Origin of the sequence: Sphingomicrobium nitratireducens (assembly GCF_026157035.1) — a bacterium.
In the GTDB taxonomy this organism is placed as follows: Bacteria; Pseudomonadota; Alphaproteobacteria; order Sphingomonadales; family Sphingomonadaceae; genus Sphingomicrobium; species Sphingomicrobium nitratireducens.
Window position 1 is genome coordinate 522,866 of sequence record NZ_JANJZA010000001.1, and the last position, 20,245, is coordinate 543,110.

16 protein-coding genes and 1 tRNA gene are annotated in these 20,245 nt (G+C 66.9%); 8 read left to right on the top strand and 9 right to left on the bottom strand.

Going from position 1 to position 20,245, the window contains the following annotated elements:
- Positions 1-28 precede the first annotated feature (28 nt).
- Both NNY25_RS02615 and NNY25_RS02620 read left to right on the top strand, forming a co-directional pair.
- On the top strand, positions 29-2,986 hold the full coding sequence (locus tag NNY25_RS02615; RefSeq protein ID WP_265569799.1) for a tetratricopeptide repeat-containing sulfotransferase family protein: 2,958 nt from the start codon (positions 29-31) through the stop codon (positions 2,984-2,986).
- Positions 2,987-4,456: a tetratricopeptide repeat-containing sulfotransferase family protein gene (locus NNY25_RS02620; protein ID WP_265569800.1), complete on the top strand. Its 1,470-nt coding sequence runs from the start codon at positions 2,987-2,989 to the stop codon at positions 4,454-4,456. It abuts the gene before it with no gap.
- Here the strand turns inward: NNY25_RS02620 and clpB are convergent.
- Entirely contained in the window at positions 4,453-7,029 is a 2,577-nt protein-coding gene (clpB, locus tag NNY25_RS02625; RefSeq protein ID WP_265569801.1) for an ATP-dependent chaperone ClpB, read from the bottom strand. The genes NNY25_RS02620 and clpB overlap by 4 nt on opposite strands.
- A gap of 273 nt (positions 7,030-7,302) precedes the next feature.
- Between clpB and NNY25_RS02630 the strand changes: the two genes are divergently transcribed.
- Complete coding sequence (locus NNY25_RS02630) at positions 7,303-8,541, top strand: lipoprotein (protein ID WP_265569802.1); 1,239 nt, start codon at positions 7,303-7,305, stop codon at positions 8,539-8,541.
- A gap of 18 nt (positions 8,542-8,559) precedes the next feature.
- On the opposite strand, the gene NNY25_RS02635 is transcribed toward NNY25_RS02630, so the two are convergent.
- Both NNY25_RS02635 and NNY25_RS02640 read right to left on the bottom strand, forming a co-directional pair.
- Entirely contained in the window at positions 8,560-10,182 is a 1,623-nt protein-coding gene (locus NNY25_RS02635; protein WP_265569803.1) for a M28 family metallopeptidase, read from the bottom strand.
- A gap of 90 nt (positions 10,183-10,272) precedes the next feature.
- Positions 10,273-10,956, bottom strand: coding sequence for a hypothetical protein (locus NNY25_RS02640; RefSeq protein ID WP_265569804.1), 684 nt, complete (start codon positions 10,954-10,956; stop codon positions 10,273-10,275).
- 59 nt (positions 10,957-11,015) lie between these two features.
- Here NNY25_RS02640 and NNY25_RS02645 point away from each other — a divergent pair, with 59 nt between their 5' ends.
- The 3 genes from NNY25_RS02645 to NNY25_RS02655 all read left to right on the top strand — a co-directional run bounded on the left by NNY25_RS02645 (position 11,016) and on the right by NNY25_RS02655 (position 12,867).
- Complete coding sequence (locus NNY25_RS02645) at positions 11,016-11,339, top strand: polyhydroxyalkanoic acid system family protein (RefSeq protein ID WP_265569805.1); 324 nt, start codon at positions 11,016-11,018, stop codon at positions 11,337-11,339.
- A 56-nt stretch (positions 11,340-11,395) separates the two neighbouring features.
- Positions 11,396-12,700, top strand: a complete 1,305-nt coding sequence (locus tag NNY25_RS02650; RefSeq protein ID WP_265569806.1) for an FAD-dependent oxidoreductase — start codon at positions 11,396-11,398, stop codon at positions 12,698-12,700.
- A gap of 90 nt (positions 12,701-12,790) precedes the next feature.
- Positions 12,791-12,867, top strand: a tRNA-Pro gene (locus NNY25_RS02655).
- A gap of 7 nt (positions 12,868-12,874) precedes the next feature.
- Here the strand turns inward: NNY25_RS02655 and NNY25_RS02660 are convergent.
- Positions 12,875-13,576, bottom strand: coding sequence for a type 1 glutamine amidotransferase domain-containing protein (locus tag NNY25_RS02660; RefSeq protein ID WP_265569807.1), 702 nt, complete (start codon positions 13,574-13,576; stop codon positions 12,875-12,877).
- A gap of 46 nt (positions 13,577-13,622) precedes the next feature.
- On the opposite strand from NNY25_RS02660, the gene NNY25_RS02665 reads away from it, so the two are divergent.
- Both NNY25_RS02665 and NNY25_RS02670 read left to right on the top strand, forming a co-directional pair.
- A complete protein-coding gene (locus NNY25_RS02665) occupies positions 13,623-14,357 on the top strand; it encodes a hotdog family protein (protein WP_265569808.1) in 735 nt (244 codons plus the stop codon).
- 34 nt (positions 14,358-14,391) lie between these two features.
- Positions 14,392-14,829: a hypothetical protein gene (locus NNY25_RS02670; protein ID WP_265569809.1), complete on the top strand. Its 438-nt coding sequence runs from the start codon at positions 14,392-14,394 to the stop codon at positions 14,827-14,829.
- A gap of 1 nt (position 14,830) precedes the next feature.
- Here the strand turns inward: NNY25_RS02670 and NNY25_RS02675 are convergent, their stop codons facing one another.
- Genes NNY25_RS02675 through NNY25_RS02695 form a run of 5 tightly spaced genes read right to left on the bottom strand, consistent with a single transcriptional unit; the run spans position 14,831 to position 20,219 of the window.
- The gene (locus NNY25_RS02675; RefSeq protein WP_265569810.1) at positions 14,831-15,637 is read right to left on the bottom strand and encodes a class II aldolase/adducin family protein; all 807 of its coding nucleotides are present in this window, start codon (positions 15,635-15,637) and stop codon (positions 14,831-14,833) included.
- Positions 15,634-16,278 (bottom strand): maleylacetoacetate isomerase, encoded by a 645-nt coding sequence (maiA, locus tag NNY25_RS02680; protein WP_265569811.1) that lies wholly within the window; start codon positions 16,276-16,278, stop codon positions 15,634-15,636. Before maiA ends, NNY25_RS02675 begins: the two co-directional genes overlap by 4 nt.
- A gap of 34 nt (positions 16,279-16,312) precedes the next feature.
- Positions 16,313-16,717, bottom strand: coding sequence for an acyl-CoA thioesterase (locus NNY25_RS02685; RefSeq protein WP_265569812.1), 405 nt, complete (start codon positions 16,715-16,717; stop codon positions 16,313-16,315).
- On the bottom strand, positions 16,714-18,093 hold the full coding sequence (locus tag NNY25_RS02690; RefSeq protein WP_265569813.1) for a M1 aminopeptidase family protein: 1,380 nt from the start codon (positions 18,091-18,093) through the stop codon (positions 16,714-16,716). The genes NNY25_RS02685 and NNY25_RS02690 overlap by 4 nt, the downstream gene beginning before the upstream one ends.
- Positions 18,090-20,219 carry a S9 family peptidase gene (locus NNY25_RS02695; protein WP_420854347.1) on the bottom strand — a complete coding sequence of 710 codons (2,130 nt, stop codon included), beginning with the start codon at positions 20,217-20,219 and terminating at the stop codon, positions 18,090-18,092. The genes NNY25_RS02690 and NNY25_RS02695 overlap by 4 nt, the downstream gene beginning before the upstream one ends.
- Positions 20,220-20,245 lie beyond the last annotated feature (26 nt).

Below are 20,245 nucleotides of genomic sequence, written 5' to 3' on the forward strand. Positions count from 1 at the left end.
GCCCCTTTTTCTTTGCTAGGTCCGTGCCATGAATTCCGACATTTTGAACGTCACCGCGGAGAGCTTCCGGCGCGCCGCCAAGGCGGGCGACCGTTCCGCCCTCGTTGCCGCCGCCACCGCCCTGATCAAAGGGCGAGCGACGCTCGGTCGCCAGTGGCTCGACGTCGCGCTCCACCTCAAGCAATGGGGGGAGGTGGAAAAGGCCCTGTCGGCCTTCGACCTGTGGGGACAGCAGGACGGCACGGCCGACGAGGCGGCCTACGAGAAGGCGGTTCTGCTGGCCCTGGTCGGCCGCTCCGCCGAGGCGCAGGCGCTGCTCGACGCCATTCCCGACGCAACGCCCACCCCCTTCGCCAACGCCTACCTGCGCGGCTCGATCGCGACTGCGCTCGGCAAGGGCGACGAGGCCGAGCGCCATTACCGTCGCACGATCGCGCTTCACCCCGAGGCGGGGCGGGCATGGATCGAAATCGTCAAGGACGGGCGGGCGACCGAGACCGACGAGAAGCAACTGCGCCAACTCGCGCAGGGCGGCGCGGTACGCGACATGATCGATCGTGCCGCGATCGAGAACGCATTCGGCATTCTCGCCGACAAGAGCGGCGACCACGAGACCGCGTTCGCCCACTTCGCCCGCGCGACCGAGATCCAAGGCGAGAAACTGCATTATGACGGCGAGGACAATCGCGCCTCCGCCAGGGTCGCGATGCGCTGGGACCGCGCCTGGCTCGATCGCCTCTCGCTGAAGGCAGACAGCCCGCGAACGCCGATCTTCGTCACCGGACTGCCGCGCAGCGGCACGACGCTGGTGGAGCGGATCCTTTCGGCCCACTCGGCCGTCGACGGGGGCGGCGAGCTCGGCCTCGCGCTGCACCTCGAAGCGACCGCAGGCGGCTTCGCCCCTGAAGACCTCGACCGTTTCGCGTCGGGCAGCGGGGCGCTCGCGCTGCGCGACCTCTATCTCCGGCTTGCCGCCGAACGCCTGCCCGGCACCGGGATGTTCGTCGACAAGAGCCTCAACCAGAGCCGCTCGCTCGGCCCCCTGGCGGCCCTGTTCCCGGATGCGCCGATCGTGTGGATGCGGCGTGATCCGCTCGACAACGGATGGTCGATCTTCCGCTCGTGGTTCTCGGGGAACGTGGTCGCGGGCTGGTCGCTCGTGGATATCGCCGACCACATGAAGATCGAGGATCAGCTGCTCGCCCACTGGCAGGAGCAATTGGGCGACCGGCTCCTTGTCCTGTCCTACCGGGATCTCATCGAGGATCCCGAAAGGTGGATCGGCACGCTCGCGCGCCATTGCGGGCTCGTTCTCGAGCCGATGCAGTTGACGCCGCACCTCGCCCCCTCGTCGGTCGCGACCGCGAGTGCGCAGCAAGTGCGCGAACCCATCAACCGCAAGGGGATCGGGGTCGCCGAACCGTATCGGGCTTGGCTCGGCCCGCTGTCCGACGGCATCGCGGTGTCGCCGAAGGCGAACGCGCCGACACCGGCTCCTTCGCCCGCGCCGTCGCCCGTGGACGACGCGATGGAACGGATGCAGCCGCGCGACCTGCTCGAACTGCTCAAGCAGGCCATGGCCAATCGCGACCGCGCGAAGATCAACCGTCTCATCGAAGTGATGGTCAGGCGGCGAATCCCGCTCGGCAACCAGTGGCGCGCGATGGCGCAACTGACCCAGTTCAACGGCGAGTATGCCCTGATGCGCCGCGTGCTCGACCAATGGCAGCACGAAGTCGGCGCCTCGCCCGCCGTGTTGTGCGAACGGGCGCGCATGCTCGCGGAAGCGGGCGATCCCAAGGAAGCCTGGGAGATCGTGCGCAAGATCGAACTGACGGGCGTCTCCCCACTGGCGATCAACTATCTCAAGGGTACCTTGTCGACCGACCTCGGTAATCTCGACTTTGCCGCCGACTATCTGCGCGAGGCCGTCGCCGCGGCGCCCTCGTCCGGACAGAGCTGGCTGGCGCTGGCGATGACCGGGCGGATGGACGAAGCCGACGGGGCGAGGCTGGAAGCCGCGTCGAACGCGTTCGCGCAGGCCCCCGTCGTGGAGCGGGCTGCCTACCAGTTCGCGCTGGGGCGCTGGAAGGAACGGCAGCAAGACCATCGTGCCGCGTTCGAGGCCTATCGCGCCGGCGGCGAGATGATGGCGGCGGAGCGCAAGTCCGATCCGCAGCAGGACGTGCGCAACTTCGAGAACGCGATCCAGTTCGACCGGAAGCGGATCGATGCGCTCGCCGCGACGCTGACGCCGCGCGAGCACAGCCGGCCCCTGTTCGTGTCGGGCCTGCCGCGTTCCGGCACCACGCTGGTCGAACAGATCCTCGCCGCGCACAGCGATGTCGCGGGCGGCGGGGAGCTTGGGTTGATGACCAAGCTCGAGCACGATCTTCGCGGCAACTCGCCCGAGGCGCTCGACGCCTATCTGGCGCGGGGCGGCACGCTCGATGCGCTGCGTGACCTGCACGACCACCTGCTCGACGAGCGGTTCGCGCAAGGCGGTCACGTCGTCGACAAGACGCTCTACCTCAGCCGAACGATGGGCCTGGTGGCAGCGCTCTATCCAAAGGCGAACTTCGTGTGGATGCGCCGCGATCCGGCCGATTGCGCCTGGTCGACCTTCCGGACCTTCTTCGTGAAGAGCGTCGACTGGGGCTGGCGGCTCGACGACATTGCGCGCCATTTCAACCTGGAGGACAAGTTGTTCGAACATTGGTCGCGCGAGATGGGCGAACGCATGCTGGTCGTGCCCTATGCCGACCTGGTCGAGGAGCCCGCGACGTGGACCGAGCGGATCACGCGTCACCTCGGACTCGAACCTCAAGTCGCACAACTCGAGAGCCACAAGGTCGAACGGACCGTTGCCACCGCAAGCGCGGCGCAGGTGCGCGAACCGATCAATCGCAAGGGGCTCGACGTTGCGGGTCCCTACCGCGAGTGGATGGCGCCCTTCTTCGACGTCTACGAGGGGGAGGGTCGTTAGATGGTCGCGTTCGTCAACCCGATAGACCAGATGACGGTCCAGCGCTTCCGCGCCGCCTTCCAGCAGCTCGACCGCGACGAAATGATCGCAGCCGGAAGCGCCCTTGCGCAGCAGGCACGGCTGCCCGATCCGCTGTGGGAACAGCTCGTCCGCGACACGCAGATGCTCGCGGAGCACGATCTCGCGCTGGCCATGGCGGACCGGTGGGTCGCGACCATCGCGCCGTCAAACGTCATTCCCTTCTTCGTGCGCGCGATGACGCTGGCGCGGGCAGGCCGCTCGAAGGAGGCGCTCGCCGCGCTCGACGCGCTTCCCGACGACTGCCCGAATGCCGCCGCCAACGCCTACAACAAGGCGGTGCAGGCCCGCATCGAGGGTGATTTCGAGCGCTCCGCGAGCGAGTTTCGTCGGTCGATCCGCGCGAACGACACGTCTGGGCAGGCGTGGCTGGGCCTCATCGAGACGAGCGATGACGAGGCCGATGCCCGGCAGCTGCTCGAGCGCGCCGACCTGTTCGAAGGGCATCCCAACCCGGGCGAGCGCGCGAAATATCTGAACGCCGTCGGCCAGGTCCACCATCGCCGCGGCGATCCCGCGGCAGCATTCGACGCCTTCTCGCGGTCGGCAGCGACAATGGACGCGATCCGATCATTCGACCGCGACCTCGACGACAAGCTGTGCGACGAGGCCATCGCCTTCTGGACCCGCGAGCGGATCGAGGAGGCGCGTCGCGCCCTTGGCGACGAACCGACGCCGCGCCCGCTGTTCGTGACCGGCCTGCCGCGCACCGGCTCCACCCTGGTCGAACAGATATTGGCAGCGCACTCGGCCGTCGACGGGGGCGAGGAATTGAACCTCTTTCTCCAGGTCGGCGAGCAGATGGGGGGCCTTGCCGTCGAGGACTGGCAGCGATGGATGGCCGCCCACGGGTCGGCGCGCCCGCTGCGCGACCTCTACCTCCGTCTCATGGGGCAACGCTATCCCGGGACCGGGCGCGTCGTCGACAAGTCGCTCGGCGCGAGCCGCTATCTCGGTCTGCAACTGTCGCTGTTTCCCGACGCCCCGGTCGTCTGGGTGCGCCGCGATCCCGCCGATTGCGCCTGGTCGGTGTTCCGGACCATGCTTCCCAATGGCGCCCACTGGAGCGGTTCGCTCGAAGGGGTCGGCCATTATTTCCGTAACGAGGACCGCTTGCTCGATCATTGGACCGCGGTCGCGGGCGATCGCATCCTCGTCGTCCCGTACCGCGACCTCGTCGAGGAGCCGGAAAGGTGGATCGAGGCCATCGGCGCGCATTGCGGCCTCGCGGTCGAACCCCAGCAGGCCAGCCCGCATCAGGTCGAGCGGCGCGTAACGACGGCGTCGGCGGCGCAGGTTCGCGAGCCCATCAATCGCAAGGGGATCGGGGTTTCCGATCCCTATCGCGACATGATGGGCCCGTTCTTCAAGGCTTACGGCAAGGACGCCTAGGCGGGGGCGATTTCCAGCTTGCCGTCGCCTTCGTCGACCCTGACCGTCATCCCGTCATGGATGCGGCCGGCAAGGATCTCGTCGGCGAGCGGGTCCTGCAAATATTTCTGCACCGCCCGTTTCAACGGCCGCGCCCCGTAGACCGGGTCGTAACCGACCCGGCCGAGCCACCCGCGCGCGCCGTCGGTGAGGTCGAGCACGATCTTCTTGTCGTCGAGCAGCTTCTGCAGGCGCTTGACCTGGATATCGACGATCGGGCCCATGTGGGTCTGGCTGAGGCGGTGGAACAGGATGATCTCGTCCAGCCGGTTGAGGAATTCGGGGCGGAAATGGCCGCGCACGACTTCCATCACCTGTTCCTCGACCTCCTTGGGATCGGCGTCCTCGCCCTGGCTGGCGAGATACTGGCTGCCGAGGTTCGAGGTGAGGATGATGATCGTGTTGGTAAAGTCGACCGTGCGGCCCTGTCCGTCGGTCAGGCGGCCGTCGTCGAGCACCTGGAGGAGGATGTTGAAGACGTCGGAGTGCGCCTTCTCGACTTCGTCGAACAGCACGACCTGGTAGGGGCGGCGGCGGACGGCTTCGGTGAGCTTGCCGCCCTCCTCGTAGCCGACATAGCCCGGCGGCGCGCCGACCAGGCGGGCGACCGAGTGCTTCTCCATGAATTCGCTCATGTCGATGCGGACCATTGCGGATGAATCGTCGAACATGAACTCGGCGAGCGCCTTCGTCAGCTCGGTCTTGCCGACGCCGGTCGGGCCGAGAAACAGGAAGCTGCCGAGCGGGCGGCCGGGATCCTGCAGGCCGGCGCGGCTTCGACGCACGGCCTTGGCGACCGCGCGGACCGCCTCTTCCTGGCCGATCACGCGCTTGCCGAGGAGATCCTCCATCTGCAGCAACTTCTCGCGCTCGCCCTCGAGCATCTTCTCGATCGGGACGCCGGTCCAGCGCGACACGACCGATGCGATATCGTCCTCGGTGACTTCCTCGCGCAGCATCGCGCCTTCGGTCGCGGCGGACGCTTCCTCGAGCTTCTTCTCGAGTTCGGGGATGCGCCCGTATTGCAATTCGCCGGCCTTGGCGAGGTCGCCTTCGCGCTGCGCCTTTTCGAGCTCGATGCGCGCGGTGTCGAGTTCGCCTTTGAGGTCGCCCTCGGCGTCGATCTTCTCTTTCTCGGCGCGCCAGCGCTGGGTCAGCTCGGCCGACTGCTGCTCGAGGTCGGCGAGTTCCTTCTCGAGCTTGCCGAGCCGGTCCTTCGAGCCCGCGTCGCTCTCCTTCTTCAGCGCCTCACGCTCGATCTTGAGCTGGATGATGCGGCGGTCGAGACCCTCGATTTCCTCGGGCTTGGATTCGACCTCCATGCGCAGGCGACTGGCCGCCTCGTCCATCAGGTCGATCGCCTTGTCGGGGAGAAAGCGCTCGGTGATGTAGCGGTTGGACAGGGTCGCCGCCGACACGATCGCGCCGTCGGTGATCCGCACGCCGTGGTGTAGCTCGTATTTCTCCTTGAGGCCGCGCAGGATCGAGATGGTGTCCTCGACTGTCGGCTCCTCGATCATGACGGGCTGGAAGCGGCGCTCGAGCGCGGCGTCTTTCTCGACATGCTTGCGATATTCGTCGAGCGTGGTGGCGCCGATGACGTGCAGTTCGCCGCGCGAGAGGGCGGGCTTCAACAGGTTGCCCGCGTCCATCGCGCCCTCGGATTTGCCCGCGCCGACGAGGTTGTGCATCTCGTCGATGAACAGGATGATCTGCCCGTCCGACTGCTTGACCTCGTCGATCACGCCCTTGAGGCGTTCCTCGAACTCGCCGCGATATTTCGCACCCGCGATCATCGCGCCCATGTCGAGGCTCAGCAGCTTTCGGTCCTTGAGGCCGTCGGGGACGTCGCCATTGGCGATGCGCAAGGCCAGGCCTTCCGCGATCGCCGTCTTGCCGACGCCGGGCTCGCCGATGAGGACCGGATTGTTCTTGGTGCGGCGCGCAAGCACCTGGATGGTGCGGCGGATTTCCTCGTCGCGCCCGATGACGGGGTCGAGCTTGCCCGCGCGCGCGCGTTCGGTGAGGTCCACGGCGTATTTCTTGAGCGCGTCGTAGCGGTCTTCGGCGTTCTGGCTGTCGGCCTTGCGCCCGCCGCGCAGCTGCTCGATCGCAGCGTTCAGAGCCTGCGGCTTGACGCCGGCCTTCTCCAGCGCGTCGCCGACCGCGTCCTTGCCCATCGTCGCGGCGAGTAGCAGCCGTTCGACCGTGACATAGCTGTCGCCGGCTTTCTCGCTGATCTCCTGCGCCTTATCGAGGAGGCGCATCGTGTTGCCGTCGACGCCCGGCGCCTGGCTCGCGCCCGAGCCGGTCACGGTCGGCAACTTGTCGACCAGCGCGTCGATGGCCTTGCGCGCCGCCTTGGGGTCGCCGCCTGCCATCTGGATGAGGCCCGCGGCCATGCCCTGCTCGTCGTCGAGCAGCGCCTTCACGAGATGCTGCGGGGTGATCTGCTGGTGGTTCTCGCGCGCCGCGATGGTCTGCGCTGCCTGCAGGAACCCGCGCGCCCGTTCGGTCAATTGTTCCAGGTTCATATGCCCCTCGAAATTCTGTGCGTTTGCACGACATATGGTGTGTTAGGCGGGCAACACAAGGGGTGTGATGGCGCGAGTGCGACTCACCACCAACGCCCGCCGACCGATCGGCGACATTCCCACCGACGCGCACCGCCAAGCCGTTATCTTTCCCTTCATCTCTCTGAAAAGGAATGGCGTTTTTCGTGGCTTTTCAGGACCGAATCTTAACCTACTTTAAGAGTGCAGATTGGTGTACGCTTGCCGTTTGGTTGGGGACGATCGGAGAACACCATGCGCAAGAGCCTCCTCGCGGCAGTCGCCGTCACGATGCTAGCAGCCTGCCAGCAAAAGGACGAAGCGCCGCCGAGCGATACGCAGGTCGACTATGCGGCACTGGAGCAGTCGGGTGCGCTGATCGAGGGATTCCAAGACGTCGGCGGCATCCAGCGCGCCGTTACGGCGCACCTTGCCACGCTCGACAAGCGCAACGACGCCTTCGCCGAAGGGTCGGCGGCGATCCGCGACGCGGACGCCGCGCGCGCGTTTCGCGAGCTGGCCGAGCTGGTCGACTATGCAGGCCTCAACATCGATGCGATCGAGTTCGTGCCGGGTCTGGTGACACCGGGTGGAATCGGCCCCAACGGACTGGTGCCGAACCTGTTGGACCCGGGCAACTGGCCCGGCAACGACTTCGTCTCAGCCTTCCCCTCGTTCGGCGGGATCGCATCGGGCGACGGGGTCACGCAGCCCGCCGACCTGTGGATCATCGACGGTGACATCGTCGGTACCGCCGTCGTCACCAAGTTCGAGAATGGCTGGACCTGGGAAGCGGAGAGCTGGGACCAGACGGTGTATGGATCCTACTCGGTGCACTATCGCCCGGACGGAAATATCGAGTCGACCGGCCGGATCGAGCGCGACGGCGTGATCACGAGCCGCCGAACCGTCTTCTACGACAATGGCAACGGCACCGTGACGACCAAGAACATGGACAAGGACGGCCATGTGGAAGTTCGCCGCGAGACGCGCGAGGAACACGACAGGCGCATCGAGAAAGAGAGCCAGGAGCTGAGAGAGAGGCGCGAAGCCGAACGCGAACGGCAACGCGAGGAAGCCGACGCTGACACCGATACGGATACGGATACGGATTCGGGGGATGTGCCGCCGCCCAATCCTTATCTCGAAGGGTACCAGCCCTCGGACGCCAATGGCGGCGGGAAATTCTGCCCTCTCAGCCTCGATATTTGTCGGCGGCAGATGCAGAAGGCGCTGGAATCGCGCAAGAAAGTCCAGGTCGGCGTCATCCTGATCAACCCGGGCGATCCTGACGGAATCTCGGAGGCGCCGCGGCTCAAGTTCGACACTGGCGGGCTGGTCGTCAATCCCGATCCCGAGGCGGCGTCGGGCAGTCCGACGGCGGATCCGCGCCGGTTCCGGATGCGGTTGCCCGTGTGGGTGCTGCCGCCGAGGCCGACGCTGGGCGGGGCCGAGAACAATGTCGAGCGGGCGGGCAAGGGCGGCGGCCAGTAGGGCCGCCGCCCGCTTGCCCTAGCGCTCAGCCTTGGGCGCGTCGGGCGCGACCGCGTTGCCGAAGAAGCTGTCGGCATACCACAGCGGCGCCTCGTCCGCGTCTGCCATCTCGCGCGCGATGAGGTAGTTCATCCGCGCGAACTTGGCGCCGGCTTCCCAGTCGATGGGAAGCGACATGTCGTCGCTTTCCTCATGATAGTGATGCTCGAGGAAATCCTCGCTCTTCTCGGCCCCGTCTCCGCCCGGGCCGGGATCGAAGGAGACCGCCGGATAGCCCTTCTGGACGAAGCGGTAATGGTCCGAACGCACGAAGAAGCCCTGCTGCGGCTGGGGGTCGGGGACGACCTTCACGCCGACCTCGGCGACCGCCTTCTCGACCGCCTTGATGAGCGTCGAGTGGTCCGCGCCGTACACGACGATGTCGTCGTAGTCGTAGGTCAGGATGGGCATGTCGAGATTGACCGTGCCGACCAGCTTCATGCCTTCGTCGAACGGGAGGTTCGAGGCGAGATGCTCGGCGCCCAGGAGGCCCTTCTCCTCGCCGGTCAGCGCGGCGAACGCGACGCTTCGACGCGGCCGCTTGTCGCTCGTCGCGAACGCGCGCGCGGCTTCGAGCATGGTCGCCACGCCGCTGGCATTGTCCATCGCACCGTTGAAGATGAGATCCGCGCCTTCCTCGTCGTCCTCGCGCCGCTCGCGCACGCCGAGATGATCGAGATGGGCCGTGAGGAGGACGACCTCGTTCTTCAGGACCGGATCGCTGCCTTCGATCATGCCGATGACGTTGTGGCTGGAGACGGGTTCGACGAGGGTCGCGGCGCGCGTGCCGATCGACTTGGACAGCGCGAAGCGGGGCAGTTCGGTGCCCTTTTCGAGCGCTTCGACGATCTCGTCCCACGTGTGCCCGCTGCCTTCGAACAGGAGTGGCGCGGTGTCGCCCGAAATGACGCCGCCGATGACCAGTTCTGGGGCGCGTTCGACCGCCTTGCCGTCGGCATCGGCGAGCGTCATGCGGTCGCGACCGCCGCCCTTCGTCATGCGTTCGAACGCGAAGCGTTTCTCGCGCGCGGGCGTCCATAGCGACACCATGCCGATCGCTCCGCGCTTGGCGGCATTGACCGACGTGGAGTTGCGCAAGTGCGCGGCGACGTCGGCAGGAAGTTCTTCCGGGATGTCCTGCACGGTGACCACGATCTTGCCCTCGACATCAAGGCCTTCGTAGTCGTCGTATCCGAAGGTCGGATCGACCAGGCCGCGCCCGACGAACACGGCGGGCGCGCTGCCGTCGATATCGAGATGGAGCGGGCTCGAACCGACGAGAACGCCGTCGCGATTCTCGATGACCTTGTCGCCGATAGTCATCGTGCGCGCGACGTCCTCGTTCTCGCGGTAACGGACGAAATTGACCTTCTGCAGATAGGAGCCCGGATCGCCCGAGGGCTTGAGGCCAAGGGCGCGCATCCGGCTTTCGACGAACAGGGCGGCGAGGTCGTAGCCTCGCGTGCCCGCCTCGCGCCCCTCGAGCGCATCGTCGGCGAGAAAGGCGACATCGGCCTCGATTCGGTCGGCGGAAAACGACGGGACTTCGGCGATCGCACTGGTGGCCGACAGGGCGACGAGCGCGGCTGCAAGAAAACGCATGGAATTGACCTCGGGAGAGAGTTGCTGTTCGCCAACGACGCTAAAGCGCCGCGAGCCGGAATCAATCGGACTTTCGACCGGGGGTGGGGTTCAGGGAGCTTGCGCGTCGCGCGCAGCCTCGCGGGCGGCCAGCGCCAGGCGGCAATGCGCGCCGCCCAATTCGGGATCGATCCCCCACAGGCGATAGCCCGCATTGTCGAGATGGAAGCGGATACCCTGGTAGAATCCGAAGCCGATCTCGAGCGGCTGGCCGTCGCGGCGATGGACCGCGCACAGACGGCGCATCAGGTCGCCGCGCTCGAAATTCCAGCGCGGCACGAAATCGATCGCGAAGTTGCTGCGGTGCGCCGAGCGCGCACTGCCGCCCGCGCAGCTGTTGAGGTGGGGGTTGCGATAGACCGACACCGCGTCGAGATCGCCGGTCGTGGGCAGCACCGAATTCTTGGTAAACCGTAGCGTCCGCACGATGTTCACCCAGAAGGTTTCGGGCGGCACCTCGAACGCGGACGCATTGCACTTGCGCCAGTCGCTCGCGGTGCGGGTCAGCTGCCAGCTGGGCACGACGTCCGCGACGCCTTGCGCGATGAGGAAGCTTTCGAACCGCTTGAACTCGCGCCAGTTGGCGGGATCGCTCCTCAGCCAGCGCGCGAAGCCGATTTCGTCCTGGCCGGGCTCGACATAGTCGCTCGCCGGCCAGTGCCAGTCGACCTTGCGCTGTGCGGGGGCGGGGGCCGCGAGGAACAGGGCGGCGAGGAACAGGACCAGAAGACGCATCATCTCGCTTTCGACGAATGGCGGTTGCAAAGGCTCCCGCGCACCAACACATTACCCCCATGCAACGACCGATTGAAGTCGACCTTCCGCACCAGCTGGGTCGCGACGAAGCCAAGCGCCGGATCTCCGGCAACATGCACACCCTGTCCGACCATATCCCGGGCGGGGTGGCGGACGTGAAGGCGGACTGGGAGGGCGACCGGCTCAAGCTTGTCGTCGGCGCAATGGGCCAGGAGGTCAATGCGCTGATCGACGTGCAAGAGAAGAACGTCCACTGCCGGATCGAATTGCCGGGCATGCTCGCATTGTTTGCAGGACCTATCGAGGCGATGCTGCGCTCGCGCGGGGACGACCTGCTGCTCGAAGATCGCAGCGAGGACTAGGCGCGCGCGCGGCGATGGCCTAGCCTTTCCCGCAACCAACAGCGGGAGTGGGCTTGATGCGGCATTTCGCGATCGTCGGTTCGGGGCCGGCCGGGTTCTACACGGCCGAGGCGCTGGCCAAGGCCTATGGCGACAGCGCGCGCATCGACATCATCGACAAGCTGCCCGTTCCCTACGGCCTGATCCGTTTCGGGGTCGCGCCCGACCACCAGTCGATCAAGAAGGTCTCGGGGCGCTACGAGAAGGTCGCCGAGAGCGAGAATGTGCGCTTCGTCGGCAATGTCGCGGTGGGCGATGCGGTCTCGGTCGAGGAGCTGCGCGGGCTCTACGACGCGGTGGTCATGGCAACCGGCGCGCCGCACGACCGCAAGCTCGGCATTCCGGGCGAAGAACTTGCAGGCGTGGTCGGTTCGGCGGCGTTCGTCGGCTGGTATAACGGCCACCCCGACTTCGCCGACCTCGATCCGCCGCTCGATGCGGGTCATGCGGTGGTCATCGGGGCGGGCAATGTAGCGCTCGACGTGGCGCGCATCCTGTCGAAAACCAGGGTCGAATTCGAAGGTTCGGACATTGTCGGCCACGCGCTCGAGCGCCTGATGGGATCGAGTATCGAGACGATCACCATCCTTGCGCGTCGCGGGCCGCACCAGATCGCGATGACGCCCAAGGAGCTGGGCGAACTGGGCCGTCTCGAGGAGGCCGCACCCGATGTCGATGCGGCGGACCTTCCGCCCGCGGAGACGGACGAGGCGCTCGAGGATCGCGGGCTGGCAAAATCGGTTGGCTTGCTGCGCCAGTTCGCGGCCGAGCCTCAGGAGAAGCGGAAAACGGTCGTGTTCGACTTCTTCGCGCGCCCGCTCAGGATCGAGGGCGACGGCAAGGCGGAGCGGGTCGTGGTCGAGGAAACGCGGGTCGAGGGGGGCAAGTGCGTCGGCACGGGCAAGACCTACGACGTGCCTTCGGGGCTGGTGGTGAGTTGCATCGGCTATTCGAGCCCACACATCCCGGGCGTCCCCTACGACCACGCCAAGGGCCGCTACGAGAATGACGAGGGGCGGATCGACGAAGGCTTTTTCGCGGTCGGTTGGGCGCGGCGCGGGCCGACCGGCACGATCGGCACCAACCGTCCCGACGGCTACGATGTCGCGTCTCAGATCGAGGAAGCGATGGCGGTCGGTTCGGACGGCGGCAAGGCAGGCGGCGAGGGGCTCGATTCGCTCTTGTGCGAGCGCGACGTGGCCGCGACCAGCTTCACCGACTGGCGCAAGATCGAGGCGGCCGAGGAAGCTGCCGCGCGCGCCGGCTCCCCGAGAGAGAAAATCGTCGATCCCGCCGAGATGCTGCGCATCCTGGGCCATTGAGCTTTTGCGGCTTGCATCGCGAGGGGCGCGCGGCTAACAGGCCCTCGCCCTTGCCCCGGTCCGCACGCGGTTCCGCATCCGAGCAAAAGTCGGGGAGTAGCTCAGCCTGGTAGAGCACTGTCTTCGGGAGGCAGGGGCCGGAGGTTCGAATCCTCTCTCCCCGACCATTTTCCTCTAGGCGTCTTCGGACGCCTTTTCCTTTTCGAGCACGCGCATCAGCGCCTCGGCGGTCGGCGCGCTCGAGGGTGGGTTCTGGCCCGTCACAAGCAGTCCGTCGGTCACCACGTGCGGCTGGAAGACGCCGGCCTCGCTGAAGTCGGCACCCTGCTCCTTGAGCGCATCCTCGAGCAGGAAAGGCACCACATCGGTCAGCCCGACCGCCTCTTCCTCGGCATTGGTGAAACCCGTGACCTTACGGCCCTTGACCAGCGGGCCGCCGTCGGCAGCGCAGACGTTCTTGAGGATCGCGGGCGCGTGACAGACAAGTCCGACCGGTTTCTGCGCCGCCAGCGCGCCTTCGATCAATTCCTTCACGCGCACGCTTTGCGCGAGGTCCCACAGCGGGCCATGGCCACCCGGGAAGAAGATCGCGTCATACTCGTCGAGCGAGACGTCCGACAGGAGCCGCGTAGTGGCGAGCCGGGCCTGCGCCTCGGGATCGTCCTTGAAGCGCTTGGTGTCCTCGGTCTGCGCGTCCGGGGCGTCCGACTTGGGATCGAGCGGGGGCTGGCCGCCCTTCGGGCTCGCGAGGACGAGATCGTGGCCGGCATCCTTGAGCGCGTAATAGGGAGCGGCCAGCTCCTCGAGCCAGAAGCCGGTCTTCTCGCCGGTATCGCCGAGCTTGTCGTGGCTGGTGAGGACGATGAGGATGTTCATGGCGTGTCCGTTTCCTTTTGAGGTGGTTCGTGGCAGTAACGCCTCGATGCACAAGGACGATCCGATCCGCGTGTCGCGGCGCTTCACCGGTCCCGACGGGATCGGCAATGGCGGCTATGTCGCCGGGCTGGTGTCCGAGGCGGTGGGCGGGCCGACCAAGTGCCGCCTCCACGCGCCGACCCCGCTCGAAACCGATCTCCACCTCGAAGTCGAGGACGGCATCGCGCGGCTGCTCAAGGACGGGCGCGTGCTGGTCGAGGCCGAACCGCTCGGCAAGCCGCTCGACCTCGATCCAATTCCCGCCAAGCCGACCGAAGAGGAGATCGAGGTGGCGAGCGGGCGCTTTCCCGGGGCCGACGAGCATATGGCCCCCAACTGTTTCGTCTGCGGCATCGACCGCGACCCCGAGGACGCCCTGTGCATCTTCGCGGGCGAGAGCACGCACCGAGACGTGTCGGTGGCGGATTGGGTGCCGAACGAGGATCTTGCCGGGTCCGACGGGCACGTGCGCACACGCTACGTCTATGCCGCGCTCGACTGTCCGACCTATTTCGCGCTCGGGCGGACACACCGGACCGCGCTGCTCGCCGGGTTCGCGGTCAGGATCGAACGGCCCATCGCGCCGGGCGAAAAGCTCACCGTGACGGCCTGGCCGCTCGAGCATGAGGGGCGCAAATATCATGCGGGAAGCGTGATCCACGACGAGGCGGGCCATGCGATCGCCCTTGCGCGCGCGCTGTGGATCGACGTCGGCAGCGTTGGGGATCGCCCCCGCGGATAAGCATTTTTTTATGATTTGGTTGTAGGCAGGTGTCATGAACGCGCCGTTTGCCATTGAACCCCCGAGCCTGCGCAACGCAGCGCTCAGCGACGCCAATCAGTGGCGGGGCGCGATGGTCGACCTGTTCGCGCGCGGCGAGATGCTGATCGCCAAGGCGCTGCGGCGCCGCCAGGGCGAGGGCAAGATTCCGCTCCACACCAGCGAACGCGCGCAGCAGCTCGCGGCACATCTGGGCGAAGACGATGCCGGCTACGGCGCGCTCGAAACCTTCATGGCGCTCTATCGCCGCCGCACGTCGCTGATCCACGGCCTGTCCAACCTCATCGTCGAGGAGGGCGGCTGGGTGCTGGCGGTCGAGTGGGACGACGGGGCCGGCCCGCGCCGCGACTTCTTCACCGAGGCCGAGAGCGAAACCGACCGGCTGCACCTCAAGAGCGTCGTCGACCAGTTGCGCGGCGCGCTGGCCAGCTAGTTCAGGTCGCGAAAGAGGGGTCGAGCCGGTAGGCCTTGCGCAGCATCGCCTGCCAGTTGACGGCCGCGATGATCTGCAATCCGGCCATGCCCTGCTGCGCCGCGACTTCGGGCGCGCCCTGCGGCGGCACGGAACAGGCGGCGGCCTGCGCCATCACCTGCGCCTGACAGGCCTTTTCGAGATAGAAGAGCTTGAGGAAGCATTCGCCCACGGTGCGGCCGGTAGAGAGCGTGCCGTGGTTGCGGAAGATCATCATCGACTTGTCGCCGAGATCGGCGAGGATGCGCTCGCGCTCGTCATGGTCGACCGCGACGCCTTCATATTCGTGATAGGCGATCTCGCCCAGCACCAGCATCGCGTGCTGGGTGAGGGGCAGCAGGCCTTCTTCCTGCGCGCTGACCGCCATGCCGTGGGCGGTGTGAAGGTGCATCACCGCATGGGCGTCCTCGACCCCCATGTGGAGCGCGCTGTGGATGGTGAAGCCGGCAGGGTTGGTCGCGAACGGGGTCTCGCCCACCGGCATCCCGTCCTTGTCGACCTTGACCAGCGAGGACGCGGTGATCTCGTCGAAGGTGAGGTTGTAGGGGTTGAGCAGGAAATGATGTTCGGGCCCCGGCACGCGCGCGGACAGATGCGTGAAGATGAGATCGTCCCACCCGAAATGCGCGATCAGGCGGTAGGCGGCGGCAAGATCGACGCGGACCTTCCATTCCTCGTCGCTGACCTTGCCCTCGAGCGAGGGGACCTCGACGCTGGCGAGCCGGTCGGCGTTTTCCAGACCCCTGGTCATGCCTTCGGCGCGTGTCATGCGTGGCTCTCCTGCTTGTCGGGGTGGGCGGCGGCGAAGGCCGGATGGCCGCTCGCGGTCTCGTCGGCGCGCCGCAGCGTCGGATAGTCCGCGACCGAGATCGAGAAGCGCCGCGCATTGTAGAGCTGGGGCACGAGGCAGATGTCGGCGAGGGTCGGCTGGTCGCCGAACAGGTAGGCGCCGGCGTGCGGACGCGCCATTTCCTCAAGCGCGGCAAAGCCCTGTTCGATCCAGTGGCGGTACCAATCGTCCTTGGCGGCTTCCGCGCAGCGCAGTTCGGCGCGCAGATATCTGAGCACGCGCAAATTGTTGAGCGGGTGGATGTCGCACGCGATCAGCGTCGCCATGGCGAGGACGTGAACCCGCTGGTCCTTGTCGCCGGGCAGGAAGGGCGGATCGCCATAGGTCGCATCGAGCCAGTCGAGGATGGCGAGCGACTGGGTCATCACCGGGTGGCCCTCGACATGGAGCGCGGGAACCAGGCCCTGCGGATTGACCGCACGATACTCTTCGCCCTTCTGGTCGCCCTCGACGAGGTTCACCTTCTCCATGTGATAGTCGACCCCCTTGAGGTTGAGGCCGATGCGCACGCGGTAGCAGGCCGACGAGCGGAAATAGTCGTAGAGGACGGGTCGCGTCATGGAGCGGGAGATTGGAACGCGAACGGGCTGTTCGTCAATCGGTGCGGGAAAGAAACGGTCTCACCACCTCTTCGGGCACGCGGATCGGGCGGCCCGATTTCCGGTCGATGATCGCCCACTGGGTAAGGGCGCGCACGCGCGGCTTTCCGTCCTCGCCGAGAAATTCCATGTGGCGGGCGAAGCGCGCGCCGCGTGGCGCCTCTCCCACCCAGGTGCGCGCGGTGACCGTCTCGCCTTCGTGGACGGCGCGCAGATAGTCGATCTCGTGGCGCACCACGACCCACACATAGTCGTCCTGGTGGGATGGCTCGGCGACACTCGACCAGTGGGCGACGGCGACGTCCTGGATCCACTGCACCCAGACCGCATTGTTGACGTGGCCGAGCTCGTCGATGTGGCGCGCCTCGGCGGTGATCGGCAGTTCGAAAACGGGGGTCATCGCGCGTCGGGCGTCGCGATCGGCGGCGGGAACAGCGTCACGATTCCGCTCGCGCGGGCAAAATCGGCGAGGAGGGCGGCCGGGTTATCGCCGGGCTCTTCGATGATGGCGCGCGCAAGATCGACCGCCCGCCTGCTCGCACCCGCCCTAGCGAAGGCCGCGAGCCATTCGTCGCCGTCCACCCCTGTCGCGGGGTCGTCATGGCGCTCGATCAGGCTGCGCACGAAGCTGAAATAGTCGCCGCCGCGCGCGGTCTCGATGCTCTCCGCTCCCATCATGAGGACCGCGCCGCACGCGTAGGGACCGCGATAGTCGCCGCGCTCGCGGGCGGTCTCGAGCGAGCCTCCTGCGAGCGTCTGGCGACAGTCGTTCCAGGCGCGCGCCAGCCAGGTCGCGCTGTCATATGCCGGATCGCTGTCGAGCGAGGCGCGGATGGCGGCGAGGTCGGCCCCGCCTTCCATGATCCAGGCGTCCTTCTCCTGCGCATACTGGACCGTCTGGCCGAGCCAGAAATGGGCGCTTTCGTGCGCGATGAACCAGTGGATGCGATCGAGCATGTCCTGGTTGCGATCGAGCACCGCATCGCCCTCCATCGCCATCACGACGAGGCCTTCGAGGGTCGATCCGCCGAGGCTGTTGCGCCCTGGCGTCGGGCCGTCCCAGTCGATCATCACGGTCGGCTTCGCCGTCCCGCGGCGCGGCCCCATCCGCTCGGCGTAGAGTTCGAGCGTGCGCGGCATGAAGTCGAACAGCTCCTCGCGCAGCCACGCCGGAAGCTGGGGGTCGACGAACGCGGTCAGATAGTCGCTCGACAGGGGCGTCGACGCCCCGAGCAGGGCGTAGGTCGGGGCACCCTCGACACGCGCGCGGTCGCGCCGCGTCGTGCCGCCGACGAGGATCGTGTCGCCCGGCGCCTCGAGCGAGACCGAGGCATGGAAGCTTCGGTCCTCGTCCGGGCCGCCCGCGCGGGACCAGGGCTGGACGTCAAAATGGCCGGTGAACAAGGCGAGCGCCCCGTCGGTGAAGGCGAGCGCGGGGGCATAGTCCGCGTTGAGGCCGCCTTCGTAGGGGCGGAAGGCGATGCGCACGTCGCGCGGCACGGTGGCGCGACCGTCGGGCGGAAGCAGCACGTCGACGTCGCCGATCCGGGCGAGCCGCGCGTCGTCGGGGTGCGGCGTCCAGCTTGCGAGACGCCACGGGCGGTCGGTGCCCGCGATGGTCGACGAGCGCTGGAACGACCAGCCTTCCTCGTCGGAAGGCAGGACGTAATGGGCGACCCAGTCGTCGCCGTGGCGCGTCAGGGTGACCTGGGCGCCGGTCGCGCTCGCCGCCGAAGGGACGAGGAGGGCGACCAGCGCCGCGAGCCACGCGATCATTCGTCGGCGCCGCCCAGCTGGGTCAGGATGAAGCCGTACGCCTCGGCGACTTCGTAGAGCCGGTTCCAGCGACCCGACTTGCCGCCGTGGCCCGCGCCCATGTTGATCTTCATGAGCAACAGGTTGTCGTCGGTCTTGGTGGCGCGCAGCTTGGCGGTCCACTTGGCCGGCTCCCAATAGGTCACGCGCGGATCGTTGAGGCCGCCGGTGATCAGCATCGCCGGATAGTCCTGCGCGGTGACGTTGTCGTAGGGGCTGTAGCTGCGGATCAGCGTGAAGGCGTCCGGATCGGTGATCGGGTTGCCCCACTCGTTCCATTCGCCGGGCGTCAGCGGCAGCGTGTCGTCGAGCATCGTGTTGAGCACGTCGACGAAGGGAACGTGCGCGGCGACCGCGCCGTAGAGTTCGGGGGCCTGGTTGACCACCGCGCCCATCAGCTCGCCGCCCGCGCTACCGCCCTCGGCCGCGACCATGCCAGGCTTGGCATAGCCCGCCTCGATCAGGCCCCTGGTCACGTCGACGAAGTCGTTGAAGCTGTTGGTGCGCTTCTTGAGCTTGCCGTCGAGGAACCACTGGTAACCCATGTCGTCGCCGCCGCGGATGTGCGCGATGGCGTAGGCGAAGCCGCGATCGACCAGGCTGAACTTCGAGGTCGAGAAGCTCGGCGGGATGGCGATGCCGTAGGCACCGTAGCCGTAGACGAACAGCTTGCCCGACTGGTCGAGCGGGAAGTCCTTGCGGCGCAGCACCGAGACCGGGACCTTGGCGCCGTCGCGCGCTTCGATCATCAGCCGGTCGACGGTGTAGAGCGTGGGATCGTAGCCCGACGGGATTTCCTGGACCTTGAGCGTCTCGAGCCGGTCGTCCTCGGGGTGGTAATCGTAGACCGTGCCGGGCGTGACCATCGAGCTGTACGAGACACGATACGAGGCGGGGGCGAATTCGGGATTGCCCGCGAAACTCGCCGAATAGGCGGCCTCCTCGAAGGGCACGCGCTCCATCTCGCCCGTGTCGTAATGCCGCAGGTAGAGCTGGTCGAGCCCGTCGCGGCGGCCCTCGACGAGCATGTGGTCGCGATGCGTGTCGACGCCCTGGAGGTAGAAGTCGTCCGCCCCCGCGATGATAGTGTTCCACACGCCGGGCTTGGCCGGGTCGGCCTCCGCGAGGCGGAAATTGACGTGGTTGTCGTTGGTGACGATCCACAATTTTCCGTGCGCGCTGTCGACGTCGTACTGGATGTCGGGACGGCGGCGCATGATCAGCACGGGCTCGGCAAGCGGGTTGTCGGCCGGCACGAAGCGGACCTCGTTCGAGCTGTTCTCGCCGGTCTCGATGAGGATGTATTTCTCGTCGGTGGTCTGGCCGACGCCGACCGAGAAGGCGACGTTCTCGGTCTCCTCGTAGATCACCTTGTCGTCCGCCGGGTTCGCGCCGAGCGAGTGGTAGAGCGCGCGGTAGCTGCGCCAGTTGTCGTTGACCTCGGTGTAGACGAGCCCGTCGGAGCCTGCCGCCCATACCGGCTGGCCGATGCCGACTTCGGTGATCGTCTCGAGATCCTTGCCGGTGGCGATGTCGCGCACCTTGAGGACGAAGCGCTCCGACCCGTTGCTGTCGGTCAGGGTCGCGATCTTGGTCGCATCGGGGCTGACCGCAAAGCCGCCGAGGCGGAAATAGTCGAGCCCCTCGGCCTGCTTGTTCTCGTCGTAGATGAGCGTGCCGTTTTCGGGCTTGATGTCGGCGTCGCTGCCGGTGACGGGCTTGCGGTACCACAGGCGATACTGCGTGCCGGGCGCGAATTCGGACCAGTAGAGATAGTCTCCGTCCTTGATGGGAACGGTCTTGTCGTCCTCCTTGATGCGCGCCTTCATCTCCTCGAAGAGCGACTCGATGAACGCCTCGTGCGGCTTCTTCCAGGCCTCGAAATAGGCGTTCTCGGCCTTGAGATAATCGAGCACGTCTTCGTCATCGACCTTGGGGTAGCTCGCGTCCTTGAGCCAGGCGTAAGGGTCCTCGACGGTGATGCCGTGGGTGGTGAAGCTGTGGGGGCGCTGCTCGGCAACGGGCGGATCGGGAAGCATGTCGTCTTTCTGGGCAAGAGCGGGGGAGGCGATAAGGGCGGCCGCCATGGCGGCGGTCGTCAGCGTGGAACGCT

What these genes read in the sequence shown, in the direction of transcription:
- NNY25_RS02615 (WP_265569799.1), top strand. Translation starts at nt 29, where the DNA reads ATGAATTCCGACATTTTGAACGTCACCGCGGAGAGCTTCCGGCGCGCC.
- NNY25_RS02620 (WP_265569800.1), top strand. Translation starts at nt 2,987, where the DNA reads ATGGTCGCGTTCGTCAACCCGATAGACCAGATGACGGTCCAGCGCTTC.
- clpB (WP_265569801.1), bottom strand. Translation starts at nt 7,029, where the DNA reads ATGAACCTGGAACAATTGACCGAACGGGCGCGCGGGTTCCTGCAGGCA.
- NNY25_RS02630 (WP_265569802.1), top strand. Translation starts at nt 7,303, where the DNA reads ATGCGCAAGAGCCTCCTCGCGGCAGTCGCCGTCACGATGCTAGCAGCC.
- NNY25_RS02635 (WP_265569803.1), bottom strand. Translation starts at nt 10,182, where the DNA reads ATGCGTTTTCTTGCAGCCGCGCTCGTCGCCCTGTCGGCCACCAGTGCG.
- NNY25_RS02640 (WP_265569804.1), bottom strand. Translation starts at nt 10,956, where the DNA reads ATGCGTCTTCTGGTCCTGTTCCTCGCCGCCCTGTTCCTCGCGGCCCCC.
- NNY25_RS02645 (WP_265569805.1), top strand. Translation starts at nt 11,016, where the DNA reads ATGCAACGACCGATTGAAGTCGACCTTCCGCACCAGCTGGGTCGCGAC.
- NNY25_RS02650 (WP_265569806.1), top strand. Translation starts at nt 11,396, where the DNA reads ATGCGGCATTTCGCGATCGTCGGTTCGGGGCCGGCCGGGTTCTACACG.
- NNY25_RS02660 (WP_265569807.1), bottom strand. Translation starts at nt 13,576, where the DNA reads ATGAACATCCTCATCGTCCTCACCAGCCACGACAAGCTCGGCGATACC.
- NNY25_RS02665 (WP_265569808.1), top strand. Translation starts at nt 13,623, where the DNA reads ATGCACAAGGACGATCCGATCCGCGTGTCGCGGCGCTTCACCGGTCCC.
- NNY25_RS02670 (WP_265569809.1), top strand. Translation starts at nt 14,392, where the DNA reads ATGAACGCGCCGTTTGCCATTGAACCCCCGAGCCTGCGCAACGCAGCG.
- NNY25_RS02675 (WP_265569810.1), bottom strand. Translation starts at nt 15,637, where the DNA reads ATGACACGCGCCGAAGGCATGACCAGGGGTCTGGAAAACGCCGACCGG.
- maiA (WP_265569811.1), bottom strand. Translation starts at nt 16,278, where the DNA reads ATGACGCGACCCGTCCTCTACGACTATTTCCGCTCGTCGGCCTGCTAC.
- NNY25_RS02685 (WP_265569812.1), bottom strand. Translation starts at nt 16,717, where the DNA reads ATGACCCCCGTTTTCGAACTGCCGATCACCGCCGAGGCGCGCCACATC.
- NNY25_RS02690 (WP_265569813.1), bottom strand. Translation starts at nt 18,093, where the DNA reads ATGATCGCGTGGCTCGCGGCGCTGGTCGCCCTCCTCGTCCCTTCGGCG.
- NNY25_RS02695 (WP_420854347.1), bottom strand. Translation starts at nt 20,219, where the DNA reads ATGGCGGCCGCCCTTATCGCCTCCCCCGCTCTTGCCCAGAAAGACGAC.